The sequence below is a fragment of the Agromyces sp. 3263 genome (assembly GCF_031456545.1).
Lineage (GTDB): Bacteria > Actinomycetota > Actinomycetes > Actinomycetales > Microbacteriaceae > Agromyces.
Genome location: NZ_JAVDUV010000001.1, coordinates 2,373,890 through 2,389,140, shown reverse-complemented (window position 1 = coordinate 2,389,140; position 15,251 = coordinate 2,373,890). Strand labels below are relative to the sequence as shown.

At 71.8% G+C, this 15,251-nt stretch carries 15 protein-coding genes; 6 read left to right on the top strand and 9 right to left on the bottom strand.

Annotated elements, in window-relative coordinates; translation table 11 throughout:
- Positions 1 to 43 precede the first annotated feature (43 nt).
- From J2X63_RS10920 to J2X63_RS10910, 3 genes are all read left to right on the top strand, one after another.
- On the top strand, positions 44 to 748 hold the full coding sequence (locus tag J2X63_RS10920) for a GAF and ANTAR domain-containing protein (protein WP_309976966.1): 705 nt from the start codon (positions 44 to 46) through the stop codon (positions 746 to 748).
- The gene (locus J2X63_RS10915; RefSeq protein ID WP_309976964.1) at positions 745 to 1,467 is read left to right on the top strand and encodes a GAF and ANTAR domain-containing protein; all 723 of its coding nucleotides are present in this window, start codon (positions 745 to 747) and stop codon (positions 1,465 to 1,467) included. The genes J2X63_RS10920 and J2X63_RS10915 overlap by 4 nt, the downstream gene beginning before the upstream one ends.
- A 136-nt stretch (positions 1,468 to 1,603) precedes the next feature.
- On the top strand, positions 1,604 to 1,954 hold the full coding sequence (locus J2X63_RS10910; RefSeq protein WP_309976962.1) for a hypothetical protein: 351 nt from the start codon (positions 1,604 to 1,606) through the stop codon (positions 1,952 to 1,954).
- Here the strand turns inward: J2X63_RS10910 and J2X63_RS10905 are convergent.
- The 8 genes from J2X63_RS10905 to J2X63_RS10870 all read right to left on the bottom strand — a co-directional run bounded on the left by J2X63_RS10905 (position 1,936) and on the right by J2X63_RS10870 (position 10,313).
- A complete protein-coding gene (locus J2X63_RS10905) occupies positions 1,936 to 2,250 on the bottom strand; it encodes an ATP-dependent DNA ligase (RefSeq protein ID WP_309976960.1) in 315 nt (104 codons plus the stop codon). The genes J2X63_RS10910 and J2X63_RS10905 overlap by 19 nt on opposite strands.
- Before the next feature lie 124 nt (positions 2,251 to 2,374).
- Positions 2,375 to 3,259 carry a MurR/RpiR family transcriptional regulator gene (locus tag J2X63_RS10900; RefSeq protein ID WP_309976958.1) on the bottom strand — a complete coding sequence of 295 codons (885 nt, stop codon included), beginning with the start codon at positions 3,257 to 3,259 and terminating at the stop codon, positions 2,375 to 2,377.
- Positions 3,249 to 4,316, bottom strand: a complete 1,068-nt coding sequence (gene murQ, locus J2X63_RS10895) for an N-acetylmuramic acid 6-phosphate etherase (RefSeq protein ID WP_309976956.1) — start codon at positions 4,314 to 4,316, stop codon at positions 3,249 to 3,251. Before murQ ends, J2X63_RS10900 begins: the two co-directional genes overlap by 11 nt.
- Positions 4,313 to 5,563, bottom strand: a complete 1,251-nt coding sequence (locus J2X63_RS10890) for an anhydro-N-acetylmuramic acid kinase (protein ID WP_309976955.1) — start codon at positions 5,561 to 5,563, stop codon at positions 4,313 to 4,315. Before J2X63_RS10890 ends, murQ begins: the two co-directional genes overlap by 4 nt.
- Entirely contained in the window at positions 5,560 to 7,128 is a 1,569-nt protein-coding gene (locus J2X63_RS10885) for a glycoside hydrolase family 3 N-terminal domain-containing protein (RefSeq protein ID WP_309976953.1), read from the bottom strand. The genes J2X63_RS10890 and J2X63_RS10885 overlap by 4 nt, the downstream gene beginning before the upstream one ends.
- On the bottom strand, positions 7,125 to 8,036 hold the full coding sequence (locus J2X63_RS10880; protein WP_396133152.1) for a carbohydrate ABC transporter permease: 912 nt from the start codon (positions 8,034 to 8,036) through the stop codon (positions 7,125 to 7,127). Before J2X63_RS10880 ends, J2X63_RS10885 begins: the two co-directional genes overlap by 4 nt.
- 5 nt (positions 8,037 to 8,041) lie before the next feature.
- Positions 8,042 to 8,944, bottom strand: a complete 903-nt coding sequence (locus J2X63_RS10875) for a carbohydrate ABC transporter permease (RefSeq protein WP_235934459.1) — start codon at positions 8,942 to 8,944, stop codon at positions 8,042 to 8,044.
- 73 nt (positions 8,945 to 9,017) lie between these two features.
- Entirely contained in the window at positions 9,018 to 10,313 is a 1,296-nt protein-coding gene (locus tag J2X63_RS10870; RefSeq protein WP_309976947.1) for a sugar ABC transporter substrate-binding protein, read from the bottom strand.
- Positions 10,314 to 10,476: 163 nt separating this feature from the next.
- Between J2X63_RS10870 and J2X63_RS10865 the strand changes: the two genes are divergently transcribed.
- From J2X63_RS10865 to J2X63_RS10855, 3 genes are read left to right on the top strand one after another with little or no spacing between them, the layout of a single operon-like run.
- On the top strand, positions 10,477 to 11,496 hold the full coding sequence (locus J2X63_RS10865; protein WP_309976946.1) for a BadF/BadG/BcrA/BcrD ATPase family protein: 1,020 nt from the start codon (positions 10,477 to 10,479) through the stop codon (positions 11,494 to 11,496).
- 16 nt (positions 11,497 to 11,512) lie between these two features.
- Positions 11,513 to 12,790 carry a glutaminase A gene (glsA, locus tag J2X63_RS10860; RefSeq protein ID WP_309976944.1) on the top strand — a complete coding sequence of 426 codons (1,278 nt, stop codon included), beginning with the start codon at positions 11,513 to 11,515 and terminating at the stop codon, positions 12,788 to 12,790.
- A gap of 34 nt (positions 12,791 to 12,824) precedes the next feature.
- On the top strand, positions 12,825 to 13,280 hold the full coding sequence (locus J2X63_RS10855; protein ID WP_309976942.1) for an NUDIX domain-containing protein: 456 nt from the start codon (positions 12,825 to 12,827) through the stop codon (positions 13,278 to 13,280).
- A 292-nt stretch (positions 13,281 to 13,572) separates the two neighbouring features.
- On the opposite strand, the gene J2X63_RS10850 is transcribed toward J2X63_RS10855, so the two are convergent.
- Positions 13,573 to 15,231, bottom strand: a complete 1,659-nt coding sequence (locus J2X63_RS10850; protein WP_309976940.1) for an acyl-CoA dehydrogenase family protein — start codon at positions 15,229 to 15,231, stop codon at positions 13,573 to 13,575.
- Between the last annotated feature and the right edge of the window lie 20 nt (positions 15,232 to 15,251).

Genomic DNA, 15,251 nt, shown 5'->3' with positions numbered 1-15,251 from the left:
CTCACGGGGGCCAGTAGCGTCGAGGACAGGAGGCGGTGGCGTGATGACAAGCTCGTTCGGTGCGGCGTTGGAGGCACTGGACCGGTCCTCCGGTTCTCCCGCGGGGTTCTGCCGCCCGTTCCTCGACCTGTTCCCCGTGAGTGGGGCCGCCGTCTCGACGGTGGGCAACGTGCTCGGCAGCGAGACCCTGTCCGCCAGCGACGAGATCGCTGCCCGCCTCGACGAACTGCAGTTCGACCTGGGTGAGGGCCCGTGCTGGGATGCGGTGCGCTCCGGGTTGCCCGTGCTCGAACCAGACCTGCACAGGGCGCCTTCCCGCTGGCCGGCCTTCACCGCTGCGACCCGTGACGACGGGCTGCGCTCGATCTTCGCCTTCCCGCTCGCGATCGGCCCGCTGCGCATCGGCGCGGTCGACCTCTATTCGCTGCGGCCGGTGGAGTTGAACCGCACCCAGATCCGACAGGCCGATGCGATGGCGGGGGTGGTCGGCCGCCATGTGCTGCGCCAGGCGCTCGGGGAGGTCGGGCGCGACCTCGACGACAAGGGCAATGCCTTCTCCCGCCGCATCGTCCACCAGGCGACCGGCATGGTCCTCGCCCAGCTCGACCTCTCACCCGACGATGCGCGACTCGTCATCCAGGGGCATGCGTTCGCCACCGAGCGCACGATGATGGAGGTCGCACAGGACATCATCGACGGCCGGCTCCGCTTCTCGAACCAGCACGACGCGATCGAGGCGAGCGAATGACCGAGCAGCGAACGAAGGAGACGCAACTCCTCCAGACGTTCGCGATCCTCGCCGACACGCTCGTCGACGGATACGACGTGGTGGACCTGCTCCAGCTGCTCGTCGACAGCTGCGCCGAACTCCTCGACACCACTGCGGCGGCCATCCTGCTCGCCGACGGCCATGGCGAGCTCGACGTGATGGCGTCCACCAGCGAGGCGAGCCACCTCGTCGAGGTGATCCAGCTCAGCGCCGAGGCCGGGCCGTGCGTCGAGTGCTACCGCTCGGGCGAGGTCGTCGAGGTGCCCGACATCGCGGCCAGTCCGGTGGAGTGGTCGCGGTTCCGCGACCGAGCCCTGGAGCTCGGGTTCGAGTCGGTGCACGCGCTGCCCATGCGGCTCCGTGACAACACCATCGGCACGCTCAACCTCCTCCGCGACCGACCTGGCACCCTCGACGAGGAGGACCGCATCGCAGCCCGGGCGTTCGCGGATGTCGCGACGATCGGGATCCTCCACGAGCGCTCGATGCGCGAGACGGCTGTGCTCGCCGAGCAGTTGCAGGGTGCGCTGAGCAGCCGGGTGGTCATCGAGCAGGCCAAGGGCGTCGTGGCCTACACGAACGGCGTGACCATCGAGCAGGCGTTCGAGCTCATCCGACGGTACGCGAGGTCGCACCAGCTCGGGATCAGCAAGGTCGCCGCCGCGATCGTGGACCGCTCGCTCCGGCTCGGCGACTGAGGCGCACCGTCCGCCCGCGCGCATGCGCACGACGCACGACGGGACATCTGGCGCCGCGCGGCATCCGGATTTAGAATTGGATCGGTGCCCCGGACCCCGGCAACCGCTCAGACGTCGAGCCGACGGGGGGACCGCCATGAAGCTCATCACCAGCCGCGTCGGGTCGTACCTGACCGGGACCGAGATCGCCGACGCCGTCATGCGCTACGGGCTCGCGCTGGCCCGGAAACAGGAGCTCGACCTCATCGAGATCCCGTTCGTGTCGAACGACGGGTCGGTGCGCCGGGCGCAGTTCACGATCGGGTGGCAGGTCGAGACCGCCTCGATCTCACGCGTCGAGCCGAGCGACGAGCTGCTGGAGGCCGACACGGCGCAGTCGCTCAACGCGAAGGCCGATCGGGTGGGCGTGGTCAGCGCCAGGCCGTTCAGCGCCGAGGAGCTCGCCGACTTCGCGACGGTGCAGATCGACTACGTCGAGTCGTGCTGAAGCTCTGCAGATGAGGGCGGCTCCGGAACCAGGGTCAGCACGCCGGTGAGCCCGACCTCGCCGGCGAGCTGCTCGAGCCACGCGTGGTTCAGCACCGGCCGCCGGTTGCCGTGGTAGACGAACTCGATGGCCGTGCGGGGGCTCACCCAGTACGACACCATGCCGCGTTCACCCCGCAGGGTCAGTGAGAAGTGCTCCCCGCGGCGCAGCTTGTCGATGATGACCACCTGCAGGTGCGCCAGCGCACGATCGTCGAGCTCGATCGGCTCGCCTCGGTCGTAGATGAGGAAGCCCATGATGGCCTCGATGCTTACGGGCGCGGTGTCGAGGGGGTGACGGCACGCCCGCCCGCCGTTCACTTGATTGTCGCGCGTTCGGCACCGGTCCGATAGAGCCGGAACCACTCCGAGAGGGCGCGGATCAGTCGCGCCGCTTGCGCGCCGCCACCTTGTGGCTGGCAGTCACCTCGAAAGTGCGGCGCAGGGGGTCGGCGACGTCCTCGTGCCGGCGCTGGGCGACCCGCACGAACACGAAGTCCACGACGGCGAGCTGTGCGATGCGGCTCGACATCGCGCCCATGCGGTAGGGCGATTCGCGTGCCTGCGTGGTGAGCACCGCGTCGGCCACCTCGGTGATCGGTGAGTCGGGCGAGTTCGTGAGGGCGACGGTCATCGCGCCGGCGTCCCGCGCGACGGTGAGCGCGTGGATGGTCTCGCTCGTGAGCCCCGAGTGGGAGATGCCGATCGCGACGTCACCGGGTTTCCGCAGCGCCGCCGTCACGAGGGCGAGGTGCACGTCGACCGAGCACGACGCCGAGATGCCGATGCGGGCGAGCTTCTGCTGCAGGTCCTGGGCGGTCAGCCCGCTCGCGCCGAACCCGTAGAGGTCGACGTGCCTGGCACCGGCGATCGCGTCGACCACCCGGTCGAGCACCTCGACGTCGAGGCCCTGCACGGTCTGCTCGATCGCGAGCACCTCGTGGAACGCGATCTTCGCGACCACGTCGGCCGCGGCGTCGTCTGGGCTGATGTCGGAATCGGCCAGGCCGAACCGGTCGCGCTCCGCGGCCTCGCGGCTGATCGCGCTCGCGACCTCCATGCGGAACTCGCGGTAGCCGCTGTAGCCGAGGGTCTGGCAGAACCGCGCGACGGTCGACAGGGAAGTGCCGCAGAGCTGCGCGAGGTCGGTGATGGTCAGATCGACGACGATCCCGGGATCGGCGATGATCGCCTCCGCGACGCGCGCCTCGGACGAGCTCAGGCGCGGCAGCGCCTGGCGCACGTTGGAGAGCACGTCACGAGCCATCGTTCTCCTCTGCTCGGGTCGCGGGCATGGATGTCGCGCGAACCTCATTCAGAGCATCTCGCAACACCCCATCGTGCGACGAGAGGCGCGCGATCGCGTCATCGGGAGTCACCCCAGTAATGGTCACGAGGATAGCGGCCTTCACCGAACCGCCCACCGATTCGAGGGCAGCGGATGCCGCAGCGGCATCCGTGCCCGTCGCCAGCATCACGATGCGTTCCGCACGTGCGCGGAGCTTCGCGTTGGTGGCCTGCACGTCGACCATGAGGTTGCCGTGGACCTTGCCGAGCCGAACCATCGCGATGGTGGAGATGGCGTTGAGCACGAGCTTCTGGGCGGTGCCGCCCTTGAGACGGGTCGAGCCGGCGACGATCTCGGGGCCGACGACGGTCTCGATCGCGAGGTCGGCGACGTGGCCGATCGTCGATCCGGCGTTGCACGAGAGCCCGACGGTGAGTGCCCCGAGTCGTCGTGCGTGTTCGAGGGCCCCGACGACGTAGGGCGTGCGCCCCGAGGCGGAGATGCCGACGACGGCGTCGGCGGCCGTGAGTCCGATGGCGTCCAGGTCGGCCGCTCCGCGCGCGGCGTCGTCCTCGGCGTCCTCGACGGCGGACCGCAGGGCCACCTCGCCACCCGCGATGACGCCGACGACGAGGGCCGGGTCGGTGCCGAAGGTGGGCGGGATCTCGCTCGCGTCGAGCACGCCCATGCGTCCGGCGGTGCCGGCGCCGAGGTACACCAGGCGGCCACCCGCGCGGAGGCGCGGAACGATCGCGTCGATGGCCGCGGCGACCTGCGGCGCGGCATCCGTCACCGCGGCGACCGCCTGGGCGCTCTCCTCCTGCATCGCGGCGAGTTGCGCCTCGGTCGCGAGCAGGTCGAACTCGCCGTGCGCGTCGTTGACGCCCTCGGTGTCGAGCTCGCCGAGCAGCTGGCGCAGTGCGGCATGCTGCTCGGTCGCCCTGGCCTGCGTCGCCTCGGCATCTTCGGCCGCCGGCCGCGTCGCGGGCTCGGACTGCGCCGACCGCACGGCATCGTGCTGGGCGGTGTGGTTCATGACGGTGTTCCCCCGGATTCGGTGCTGCTGATGCTGACGGATGCGACGCCGGTGAGCGGCGGCGGAAGGTGCAGACCGGCGGGGCCGGGCGTCAGGCGGCCGGCGATCCTGGGCTCGCCCCGCGCGTCGCCCGAGAGGCGCGCGGGCACCCCGTGCCAGCTCAGGAAGCCGAGGAACGCGAACATCAGCGATTCCTTGAACGACGGGTCGATGCCTCGCCGGTCGCTCGTCTCGACGGCGAGGCCGCGGTCGGCGGCGAGCGCGGTGATGCGGGCCATGAGCGCGGGGTTCAGCGCGCCTCCGCCCGAGCAGAGGAGCAGTGCGGGCCCGTCATCGGCCACGTCGAGGCTCGCATCGCCGCCCGGTGCGACGGCGTCGACCACGGTGCGCGCGGTCAGCTCGGTGAGCGTCGCAGCGAGATCCTCGAGCGGGAGCGCCTCGGTTCCGGATACCGCGACCGCCCGGTCGACGACGCCGAGGTCGAACGTCTCGCGCCCGGTGGTCTTCGGCGTCGTCGCCGAGAAGTAGGGATGCCGCAGCAGCGCGGCGAGCAGCGCAGGGTCGACCCGTCCGGCGGCCGCGAGGCGACCGTCGGCGTCGTAGCCGAGGGCGCCCTCGGTCGCGCGCGCGACCACGGCGTCGATGAGCCCGTTGCCCGGGCCGCTGTCGAAGGCGAGCACGTCGCCGTGCGGTCGCACCAGCTGCACGTTCGCGATGCCGCCGAGGTTCGCCGTGGCGATCGCGCGGCCGGTCTGGGCGGCTTCGGCGCCGAGCCAGGCCGCGTCGAAGACGGCCATGAGCGGGGCGCCCTCCCCGCCCGCGGCGATGTCGGCCGCGCGCAGGTGCGAGAGCACGGGCGCGCCCACGCGCTCGGCGATCCACGAGGGCTCCCCGAGCTGCAGGGTGCCGCGGGCGTGCCCGTGCTCGACCCAGTGGAAGATCGTCTGGCCGTGCGAGACGACGAGGTTGGGCACGGCCCCCGTCGCCTCCATCCCGGTCGCCGCGGCATCCGCGAAGGCCTGGCCCAGGAGGGTGTCGAGCTCGCAGAACGCGCCGGCGGTGAGCGACTCGCCCGCCGAGGCCGCGAGGATGCGGTCGCGGCCCTCGGCCGACCACGCGACGGTCGCGGCGTGCAGCAGCCGCATGCCCACGGACGGCCGTTCACCCGCATCGTGGGCGGCCACCTCGACGACCGCGACGTCGATGCCGTCGGCCGACGTGCCCGACTGCAGCGAGAGCACGATCATGCCGTCACCTCGTGCCGCGTGCCCTCGGCGAGGAACTCGCCGACGGCCTCGGCGGCGAGGCGGCTCGCCGCGCGCGTGTGCACGGCCGCGAGCGGCAGTGGACCGCCGGGCATGCCCACATTCACGACGATCGCCGCCGGACGCACGGCGGCGAGCTGCTCGATCACGTCTCGCTGCGGGCTGTGCGCCCCGATCGCGTCGACCAGGAGCACGAAGGGCTCCCGGGCGCCCGTGGTCTCGGCGGCCACCGCGACCTGTCGGCGCAGGTCGCCGCCCGATGCGCTCGAGCCGCCGGCCGTCGCGACGCGGATGACGCGACCTCCCCCGGCGAGCACGTCGGCGACGTAGTCGGCGTCGCCGTCCACGGCGATCGTCGACCGTCCACGCACGTCGAGCACGGTGCGGGGGCCGGTCGAGGCGGGAACCTCCCCGTCGACGGAGAGCGCGGCGCGGGCGACGGATGCCGTGTCCCACGACATCCGCCCCCCTTCCGCTGCGGCCCCGACACCAGGGCCGCCCTGCTCACCGGTGAATCCCCCACCGGCGAGCGAGTCGCCGAGCGCGCGTACGCGTGCTGCGGCGGTCTCGAGCACGGCGACGGGCAGGCTGCCGTCGTCGAGCGCCGCGAGGATGGCGTGCTGCACCTCGCGGAAGTCGCGTTCGTCCTGGTCGGGCGCGGCATCGACGCCCGGGTTGCGCGGATTGCCGATGCACAGCAGGTCGGCCCCGGCGAGGAGGGCCAGCACGGCGCCCGGCCCTGCCCCGACGGTGGCGCGCACGGCCGCCATGTCGAGCGCGTCGGTGATGATGACGCCGTCGAAGCCCATGGCGCGCAGGCGCCCCAGGATCGCCGGGTTCAGCGTCGCCGGGGCATCGCCCCACTCGGGCACCACGAGATGCCCGGTCATCACGGCGGCGACGCCGACGTCGATCGCGGCGCGGAACGGCAGCAGGTGCATCCGCTCGATCTCCGCGGGCCCGATGGCGAGCGTGGGCAGGGCATGGTGGGAGTCGACGTGCGTGTCGCCATGGCCGGGGAAGTGCTTCACGCACGCCGCGGCGCCCGCGGACTGGATGCCGCGCACGGCCGCCGCGACGTGCCGCGAGACGACCTCGGGCTCGTCGCCGAAGGCGCGCACGCCGATGACGGGGTTGCGCGGGTCGGTGTTCACGTCGGCGACGGGAGCGAGCACGACGTTCGCGCCGACCGCGAGCGAGCGCTCGGCCAGTGCGACGCCGACGGCGGTCGTGGCATCCGTGTCGTCTACGAAGCCGAGCTGCGCGGCACCGGGCAGTGAGGAACCCGTGGCCGCCTCGAGCCGGGTGACGTTGCCGCCCTCCTCGTCGATGCCGACGACGAGGCCCGGGCGGATGCCGCGGAGCTCCGCTGCGAGCGCGACCCGCTCAGCCTCGTCGCCGAGGTTGTGCGAGAAGAGCACGACTCCCGCGAGTCCGCCGTCGGCGAGCTCGGCCCGAAGCCACGAGGGCACGGCGCGGCCGAGGAAGCCCGGCCAGAGCACCCCGCCGACGAGCGCCCGGAGCGCCGGATCCTGAGCCGCGGTCATCCCTTGACCGCTCCTGCCACGAGGCCGCTCGAGAGGCGGCGCTGCACGATGACGAAGAAGATCATGACGGGGATGGTGATGATCGTCGACGCGGCCATGATGTAGCCCCACTCGTTGGAGTGCTCGCCGAAGAACTGCTTCAGGCCGATCGCGACCGTGTAGTTCTCGGTCGCGCCGCCGAGGAGGGTCATCGCGAAGATGAACTCGTTCCAGGCGGTGATGAACGAGAACACGCTCGTGGCCACGAGGCCGGGCATCACGAGCGGGAGCAGCACCGACCGGAACATCCGGCCCCAGCTCGCGCCGTCGATGTAGGCGGCTTCCTCGAGCTCGATGGGCACGGCCGCGACGAAGCCGCGCAGCATCCAGATGCCGAACGGCAGCGAGAGCGCGACGTACACGACCATCAGGCCGAGCAGCGTGTTGAGCAGCTGCAGGTCGCGCACCTGCACGAACAGCGGGATGACGAGCGCCTCGAGCGGCACCATCTGCACGACGAGGATCATGAGCAGCATGCCGGTGCGGAACCGGAAGCGGAACCGGGCCACGGCCACCGAGGCGAGGAGGGCGAGCACGGCGCTGGCGAGCACCGTGACGAGGGCGACGATCGCCGAGTTGCGGAGGAAGACGTCGAAGCCGCCCTCGGTGAGCACGTACTCGAAGTTGGCGAGCGTCCACTCGCGGGGCAGCAGCGTCTGGCCGCCGGCGCCGGCCGACTTGTCGAAGGCGCTCGAGAGCATCCAGAACGCCGGGAAGAGCGTGAAGCCGAGCAGCAGCACGACCAGCACGGCCTTGATCGCGGCCGAACGGGTCTTGCGTGCGGTGCGGCGCGTGCGCGGGATCGTGCCCCGCGAGGTGTCACCGGTGGCTCCGGATGCCGCGGGCGTGGTCACCGGGGCGGGCGTCATGGTGCTCACAGCTCGTCCTCCTTCAGCATGGTGCGCACGTAGACGACGGTGATGCCGAGGAGCACCAGGGTCAGGAGCACGGCGATGGCCGAGCCGAACCCGTAGCGGTTCTGGCCGAACGACTCCACGTACGACCAGACGCCGAGGTTCAGCGCCTCGCGGTTCGAGCCCGAGCCGCCGGGCATGAGGTAGACCTGCGCGAAGACCTTGAAGTCCCAGATCGTCGAGAGGATGATCACGACGGCGAAGACCTGCTTGAGGTTCGGCACGATGATGCGCCAGAACCGGCGCCAGGCGCCCGCGCCGTCCATCTCGGCGGCCTCGAGCATCTCCTTCGGCACCCCGAGGAGCCCGGCGAGGATGGTGATCGCCACGAACGGGAAGCCGTGGTGCACGACATTGAGCAGCACGATGGCGTAGAAGGTGTAGCGGTTGGTGAACCAGTTGACCGGCTCGTCCTGGAGCCCCAGCGCCTGGAGGGTCTCGTTGAAGATGCCGCGGTCGGCGTCGAAGATCCAGATCCAGACGTACGTGCCGGTGACCGCGGGCATCGCCCAGGCGATCATGATGGCGCTTCCCACGACGGTGCGCCAGAGCGGGCCGAGGGAGGCCATGAGCACGGCCACGCCAGTGCCGAGGGCGACGGTGCACGCCACGGCGAGCACCGCGAACCCGACGGTGTTGGGAAGCACGACCGTCCACAGCGTGGGGTCGGTGAAGATCTCGCCGTAGTTGGCGAGGCCGATCCAGTTCGGCTCGCCCGACACGATCTCGCGCAGGCCGTAGTCCTGCAGCGAGAAGAGGAACACGCGCACGAGCGGCCACAGCAGCAGCACGGCGAGCACGGCCAGTGCCGGACCGAGCAGCAGCCACGGCCGCAGGCGCGTCAGCGGGCTCCTGCGCTGCACGGGGCCGCCGCCCGCGCGGGGGGATTCAGCCCCCCGCGCGGGCGTCGGAACCTGGATCGTCGAGGTCACGGACTCAGTTGCCGTTCATGATCTCGTTCATCTCCGCTGCGGCGTCGGAGGTGGCCTGCTCGACCGTCTTCTGCCCGGAGAGGATCGCCTGGATGGCGGTGTTCGTCGTCTTCTTCGCCTGCACGGCGCCGAACTTCGGCGTCACCGGCACGGTGCCGCCGCCGTCGACGAGCTGCGTCGCGAACGGCGCCACGAGCGGGTCGTCGGAGCTCATCGTCTCGGTGAGCAGCGACTGCTGGCCGGGGAAGTAACCCGACTGCTCGCCCCACTGCGCGGCGAAGTCGCCCGTGGTCATGAGCTTGATGAACTCCCACGCCAGGTCGGGGTTGTCGGCCGTGTTGAACATCGACAGGTGGGAGCCTCCGAGCACCGACGGGGCGATGCCGCCGTCCTTGCCGGGGATGGGGGTGGCGGCGAACTTGCCCTCGAGCTCGGCGTTCTTCTCCACGATCGCGGCCGGGGTCCAGGAACCCATGAGGGCCATGGCGACGTTGCCCTGCGCGAAGTTGTCGAGGACGTCGGTCTCCTTCCACGTGGTGGCGCCGGCCGACGAGAAGCCGTGCTTCAGCGCCAGGTCGGTGTAGAACTGGATGCCCTCCTGCGACTCGGAGCTGTCGAGGCCCGAGACCCACTCGTCGCCGTCCTTCGTCGCGACCTCGCCGCCCGCACCCCAGACCCAGGGGTACACGCCGAACTCGGCGTCACCCGGAACGGCGAACGCCATCATCTCGGGGTGCGCGGCCTTGATCGCCTCACCGGCGGAGACGATCTCGTCCCAGCTCGTCGGGGCCTCGAGGCCGAGCTCCTCGAAGATGTCGGAGCGGTAGACGAGCGAGCGCACGCCGGCGTACCAGGGCATGCCGTAGAGCTCGTCGTCGTAGGTGCCCGAGGTCACGAGGCCCTCGACGAGGTCGCCGCCGAGGTCCTCTTCATCGACGTAGTCGCCGATGGGCGCGAGCGCGCCGGCGTCGGCGAACTCGGCCGTCCACGTGGTGCCGGTCTCGGCGACGTCGGGGGTGGTGCCGCCGGCGATGGAGGTGACGAAGCGGTCGTGGGCGTCGGCCCACTGCACGAACTCCACGTTGAGCTTCGCGCCGGTCTCCTTGGTGAAGGCGTCGCCGACCTCGTCGAAGAACGCGTCGGAGTCGGGGTTGGTGCCCTCCATGATCCAGACGTCGAGGGTCTCCCCCTTGGCGCTGACGTCTCCCTTGTCGTCGCCGCCGGTCGATCCGCCCGCACAGGCGGTGAGCCCGAACGCGGCCGTGACGAGCACGGCGACGGGCAGCAAGCGCTTCTTCATAGATGCCTCCTCATTGAAATCTCTGTGGCGCTGACCCGCGCCGGGGAATGTGACTCTGGAAGTAGTATTCGTGAGTCATGCATTGTTTGCAAGAAGTTTCCGAAATCGTGATCATGTCGCGATCTTCGATTCCGACTCCTCGCTGCTCCCCTAGGCTCGGGCCGTGAAGAGTGTCGCATCGGCCGGCTGGGAGAGTGACGAACGGCCCGGCGGCACGTGGGTGCTCGGCATCGATGTGGGCGGCACCGGCTCCCGGGCGGTCCTCGCACCGTCGGGGGCGACCGTCGCGGCGTCCGGCGAAACTTCGGCGCGCCGACTCGAGGGCGGCCGAGTCGCCGTCGGCGAGGGCGGTTCGAGCGTGTCCGACGTCGTCGTCGCGCTGATCGGCGACGTGCGGCATCGGTGGCCGGATGCCGCGATCGCCGGCGTCGGGGTCGGCGCCACCGGCCTCGCCTCACTCGTCGGATCGCCGGACGCCGCCGCCGCGCGGATCTCGGACGCGACTGCCGGCGCCCCCGTCGCGCTCACGATCGACGCCGTCACCGCGCACCTCGGCGCACTCCGCGGACGCGGCGGCGCGGTCGTCGCCGTCGGCACCGGCGCGATCGCGATCGGCACCGACCTCGCCGAGCACTGGAAGCGCGTCGGCGGCTGGGGACACCTCTACGACGACCGCGGCTCGGGCGCATGGATCGGCATCGAGGCGCTCAAGGCCGCCATCCGCACGCACGACGGCGTGACGACGGATGCCGCGGCGCTGCTCTCGGCGGCCGTCGAGCGATTCGGTGCCGCACCGAGCTGGCCCGCGCAGCTCCTGACCCGCCCCGACCGTGCCGGGCTGCTCGCCGGGTTCGCGTCCGACGTGGCCGGGCTCGCGGCATCCGGTGACCGCGTGGCATCCGACATCATGACGCGCGCGGGTGCCGAGGTCGCAGCGACCCTGGCGGCGGCGCTCGACACAGGTGTGCCGGCGCTCGCCGCGGGCACAGGTGGCGTGTTCGGCGCCGGCGGCGGCTTCACCGCGGCGTTCGAGGGCGAGTTCGCGCGGCTGGCCCCGCATGCCGAGCTCGTGGCGTCGGGTGGCACCCCGCTCGACGGCGCGGTTCGGCTCGCGCGGCTCGCCGCGGCAGGCGACGCGCCGCCGCAGCATCCGCCGTTCATCTGGACCTCGCGACCCAGCTGAGGCCTAGGCTGGCGCCATGGCCGACGCCGAACCGTACGAGCCCACCATCCCGGACCTCCGGGATCCCGTCCGCGCCGCATTGGACTCGGTGCTCGACGTCGCCCGACCGCACACCGACGGCGCGCTCGCGTCGTACATCCCCGAGCTCACCAGGGCCGACCCCGAGGCGTTGGGCGCCGCGCTCGCGAGCGTCCGCGGCAGCGTGCACGAGTCGGGCGACAGCGAGACGACCTTCACCATCCAGTCGGTGTCGAAGCCGTTCGTGTTCGCGCTCGCCCTCGAGCAGTCGGGACTCGCCGAGGTGATCCGCCATGTGGGCGTCGAGCCGAGCGGCGAGCCGTTCAACGCCATCAGCCTCGAACCCGCAACCGGACGGCCGCTGAACCCGCTCATCAACGCTGGCGCGATCGTGATGAGTTCGCTCATCGCGGGCGACACGGCCGAGGAGAAGTTCGCGGTCATCCACGCCGGCCTCAACGCCTTCGCGGCCCGCGAGCTCGACCTCGACGAATCGGTGTTCGAGTCCGAGCACGCCACCGGCGACCGCAACCGCGCGCTCGCCTACCTCACCCAGTCGGCCGGCACCCTTGGCTCGACGGCCGAGGTGGCGACGGGCGCGTACTTCCGCCAGTGCTCCGTGTCGGTGAACGCGCGCGACCTCGCCATCATGGCGGCGACACTGGCGAACGGCGGCCGCAACCCGATCAGCGGCGAGCGCGTCATCGGCGAGGACGTCGCCCGCTGGACCACCTCGGTCATGACGAGCTGCGGCATGTACGACGCCTCCGGGGACTGGCTCGTGCACGTGGGACTGCCCGCGAAGAGCGGCGTCGGCGGCGGCATCGTCGCGATGCAGCCCGAGGAGTTCGGCATCGGCACGTTCAGTCCGCGGCTCGACGCGCGCGGCAACAGCGTGCGCGGCATCGTCATGCTGCGCACGCTGTCGGAGCGGTACGGGCTGCACATGCTGCAGCATCGCGGCGCGCCGCATTCCCCGATCGCCCAGCTCGAGCGCGACGACCGGGTCGACGAGAGCGGGCGCGGCGGCGGCGACACCATCGCGCGGCTGCGTGGCGAGGTGTTCTTCGCCGGTGCCGAGGAGGTGCTCACCAGGCTCGCTCCGCTCGTCGGCGATGGCGGATGCCTCGTGCTCGATTTCTCGAACGTCACCCGTGTCGGAAGTGCGGCGGCCTCGCTGTTCCGCGGCCTGTCGGATGTCGCGGGCGTCGGCCCCGACGGCCGTCCGCGCGTCAGGGTGCTGGATCCCGAGGGCGTGCTCGTCGGCGACGCCTGACCGCCACGTCGCGCCCGCCGGGTAGCGTGTCGTCATGGCCGAGACCAGTGCGGGCATCCTGCTCTACCGACGACAGCCGCGGCTCGAGTTGTTCATCGGGCACATGGGCGGTCCGTTCTGGCGGGGCAAGGACGCTTCAGCGTGGTCCATCCCGAAGGGCACCTACACCGACGAGGAGCCGCTCGCCGCGGCGCTCCGCGAGTTCGCCGAGGAGGTCGGGCGGCCCGCGCCCGAGGTGGCGTACGAGGAGCTCGGCGGGTTCCGGTACGCCTCGGGCAAGCTCGTGACGGTCTTCATCGGCGAGTCGGACTTCGATGCCACCGACGTGCGAAGCAACCTGTTCGAGATCGAGTGGCCGCCGCGCTCGGGCCGCCGCCAGTCGTTCCCCGAGCTCGACTCCGCGGGCTGGTTCACCCCCGACGAGGCTCGCGAGCGGCTCGTCAAGGGCCAGCGGCCGGCGGTCGAGGCCCTGGTGCGCCGCGTCGGCTGAGCTGAGCTCCTGCGCACGGCACCCCGCACGCCGCAGTCGCACCCGCACCCACGCCCCCCAAGCATCATTCCCTTCGCGAAGTTCCGGTACTTCGGTACTTCGGTACTTCGGTACCGAGATCCGAGGGGAGCGTACGTGCGCCGCGCCCCGCGCTGTGTCCAGAGACGGCACCGCTCGCTCCGCTCCGCATCTCCGGCACTCCGGCACTCCGGCACTCCGGCACCGACATCGGCGAAGGAAGGCTCGCGCGCGAAGCGCCACAGGCGCGGGATGAGATGCCGAGCGCGGGCGCTCAGGCGCGCGCGAGGATCGGCGCGATGTCGACGCCCGGCGGAAGCGCGCCGTAGAGGAGTCCGCCATCGCCCTCGATGCGGGTGCGCACGAAGGCGTCGGACACGGCCGCGGGCGCGTGCTGCACGAGCAGCGACGCCTGCAGCACCAGGGCGAGGCGCTCGGTGAGCTCCCTGGCCCGGGCGGCCGCGCCCGCGGCATCCGCCGACACCTCGAGCACCACCGCCTGCGCCTCGGCGATCTCGAGGTCGAGCGCCGCGTGCGCGCCGGTCGCCTCGGCGACCACCGCGAAGAACGCGTCGAACGCCTCGGGCTCGCGCGCGAGCACCCGCAGCACGTCGAGCGCGATGACGTTGCCCGATCCCTCCCAGATGGCGAGCAGCGGCTGCTCCCGGTAGCGGCGGGCGAGCGGGAACGCCTCGGTGTACCCGTTGCCGCCGAGGCACTCGAGCGCCTCGGCGGCATGCCCGGGGCCGCGCTTGCAGATCCAGTACTTCGACACCGCCGTCGCGAGGCGGCGGAACGCCTGCTCTCCCGCGTCGGCGTCGTCGTCGTAGGCGCGGGCCAGCCGCATCGCCGTGACCGTCGCGGCCTCGGACTCGACCGCGAGGTCGGCGACGACCGCCGCCATGGCGGGCTGGTCGACGAGCAGCGAGCCGAACGCCGCGCGATGGCGCACGTGCCAGGCCGCCTCGGCGACCGACTGCCGCATGCCCGCCGCCGTGCCGATCACGCAGTCGAGCCGGGTGCGCGTGACCATCTGCACGATCGTGGCGATCCCGCGGCCCTCCTCGCCGACGAGCCACCCGGTCGTGCCGTCGAGCTCGATCTCGCTGGAGGCGTTCGAGCGGTTGCCGAGCTTGTCCTTCAGGCGCTGGATGCGGAACACGTTGCGCGACCCGTCGGGCAGCACCCGCGGCACCAGGAAGCAGCTGAGGCCGCCCGGCGCCTGCGCGAGCACGAGGAACGCGTCGCTCATGGGCGCGCTGCAGAACCACTTGTGGCCGGTGAGCCGGAACTCGCGACCCCACGCGTCGTCGACGCCCGTCGGATCCGCGCGCGTCGTGTTCGCGCGCACGTCGGACCCGCCCTGCTTCTCGGTCATCGCCATGCCGACGAGCGCCGAGGGCTTGGCCGGGCCGTCGAGGTCGGGTCGGTACTCGCGGCTCAGCAGCCGCGGCATCCAGTGATCGCGAAGTCCGGATGCCGCGAGCTCGAGCGTTGGCACGGCGGCGTGGGTCATCGACACCGGGCAGGCGTGCCCGGGCTCGACCTGCGCGAAGAGGAGGAACGCCGCGGCGCGGTCCACGTTCGCCCCCGGGCCCGGATCGGCCCAGGCCCACGTGTGCGCACCGGCACCCACCGCCGCGGCCATGATGCGGTGGTACGCGTCGTCGTACTCGACCTCGTCGATGCGCCGGCCCCACCGGTCGTGCGTGTGCAGCACCGGCGGGTGCGTGTTCGCCCGCTCCGCGTCGTGCTGGAAGGCGGCCGTGCCGACGTGCCGGCCGACCTCGTGCAGCGCGGATGCCGCGACCGCACCGCCCTCGGCGCCCCTCCTGCCCCAGCGCGCCACCGCCTCGACGAGCGGCGCGTTCGTCGCATACTCGTCGATGCCCTCGCGGGCCGGCACCTGGTTCGAGACCTCATGCGTGATCATCGTCGACCTCCGGTTGCCAT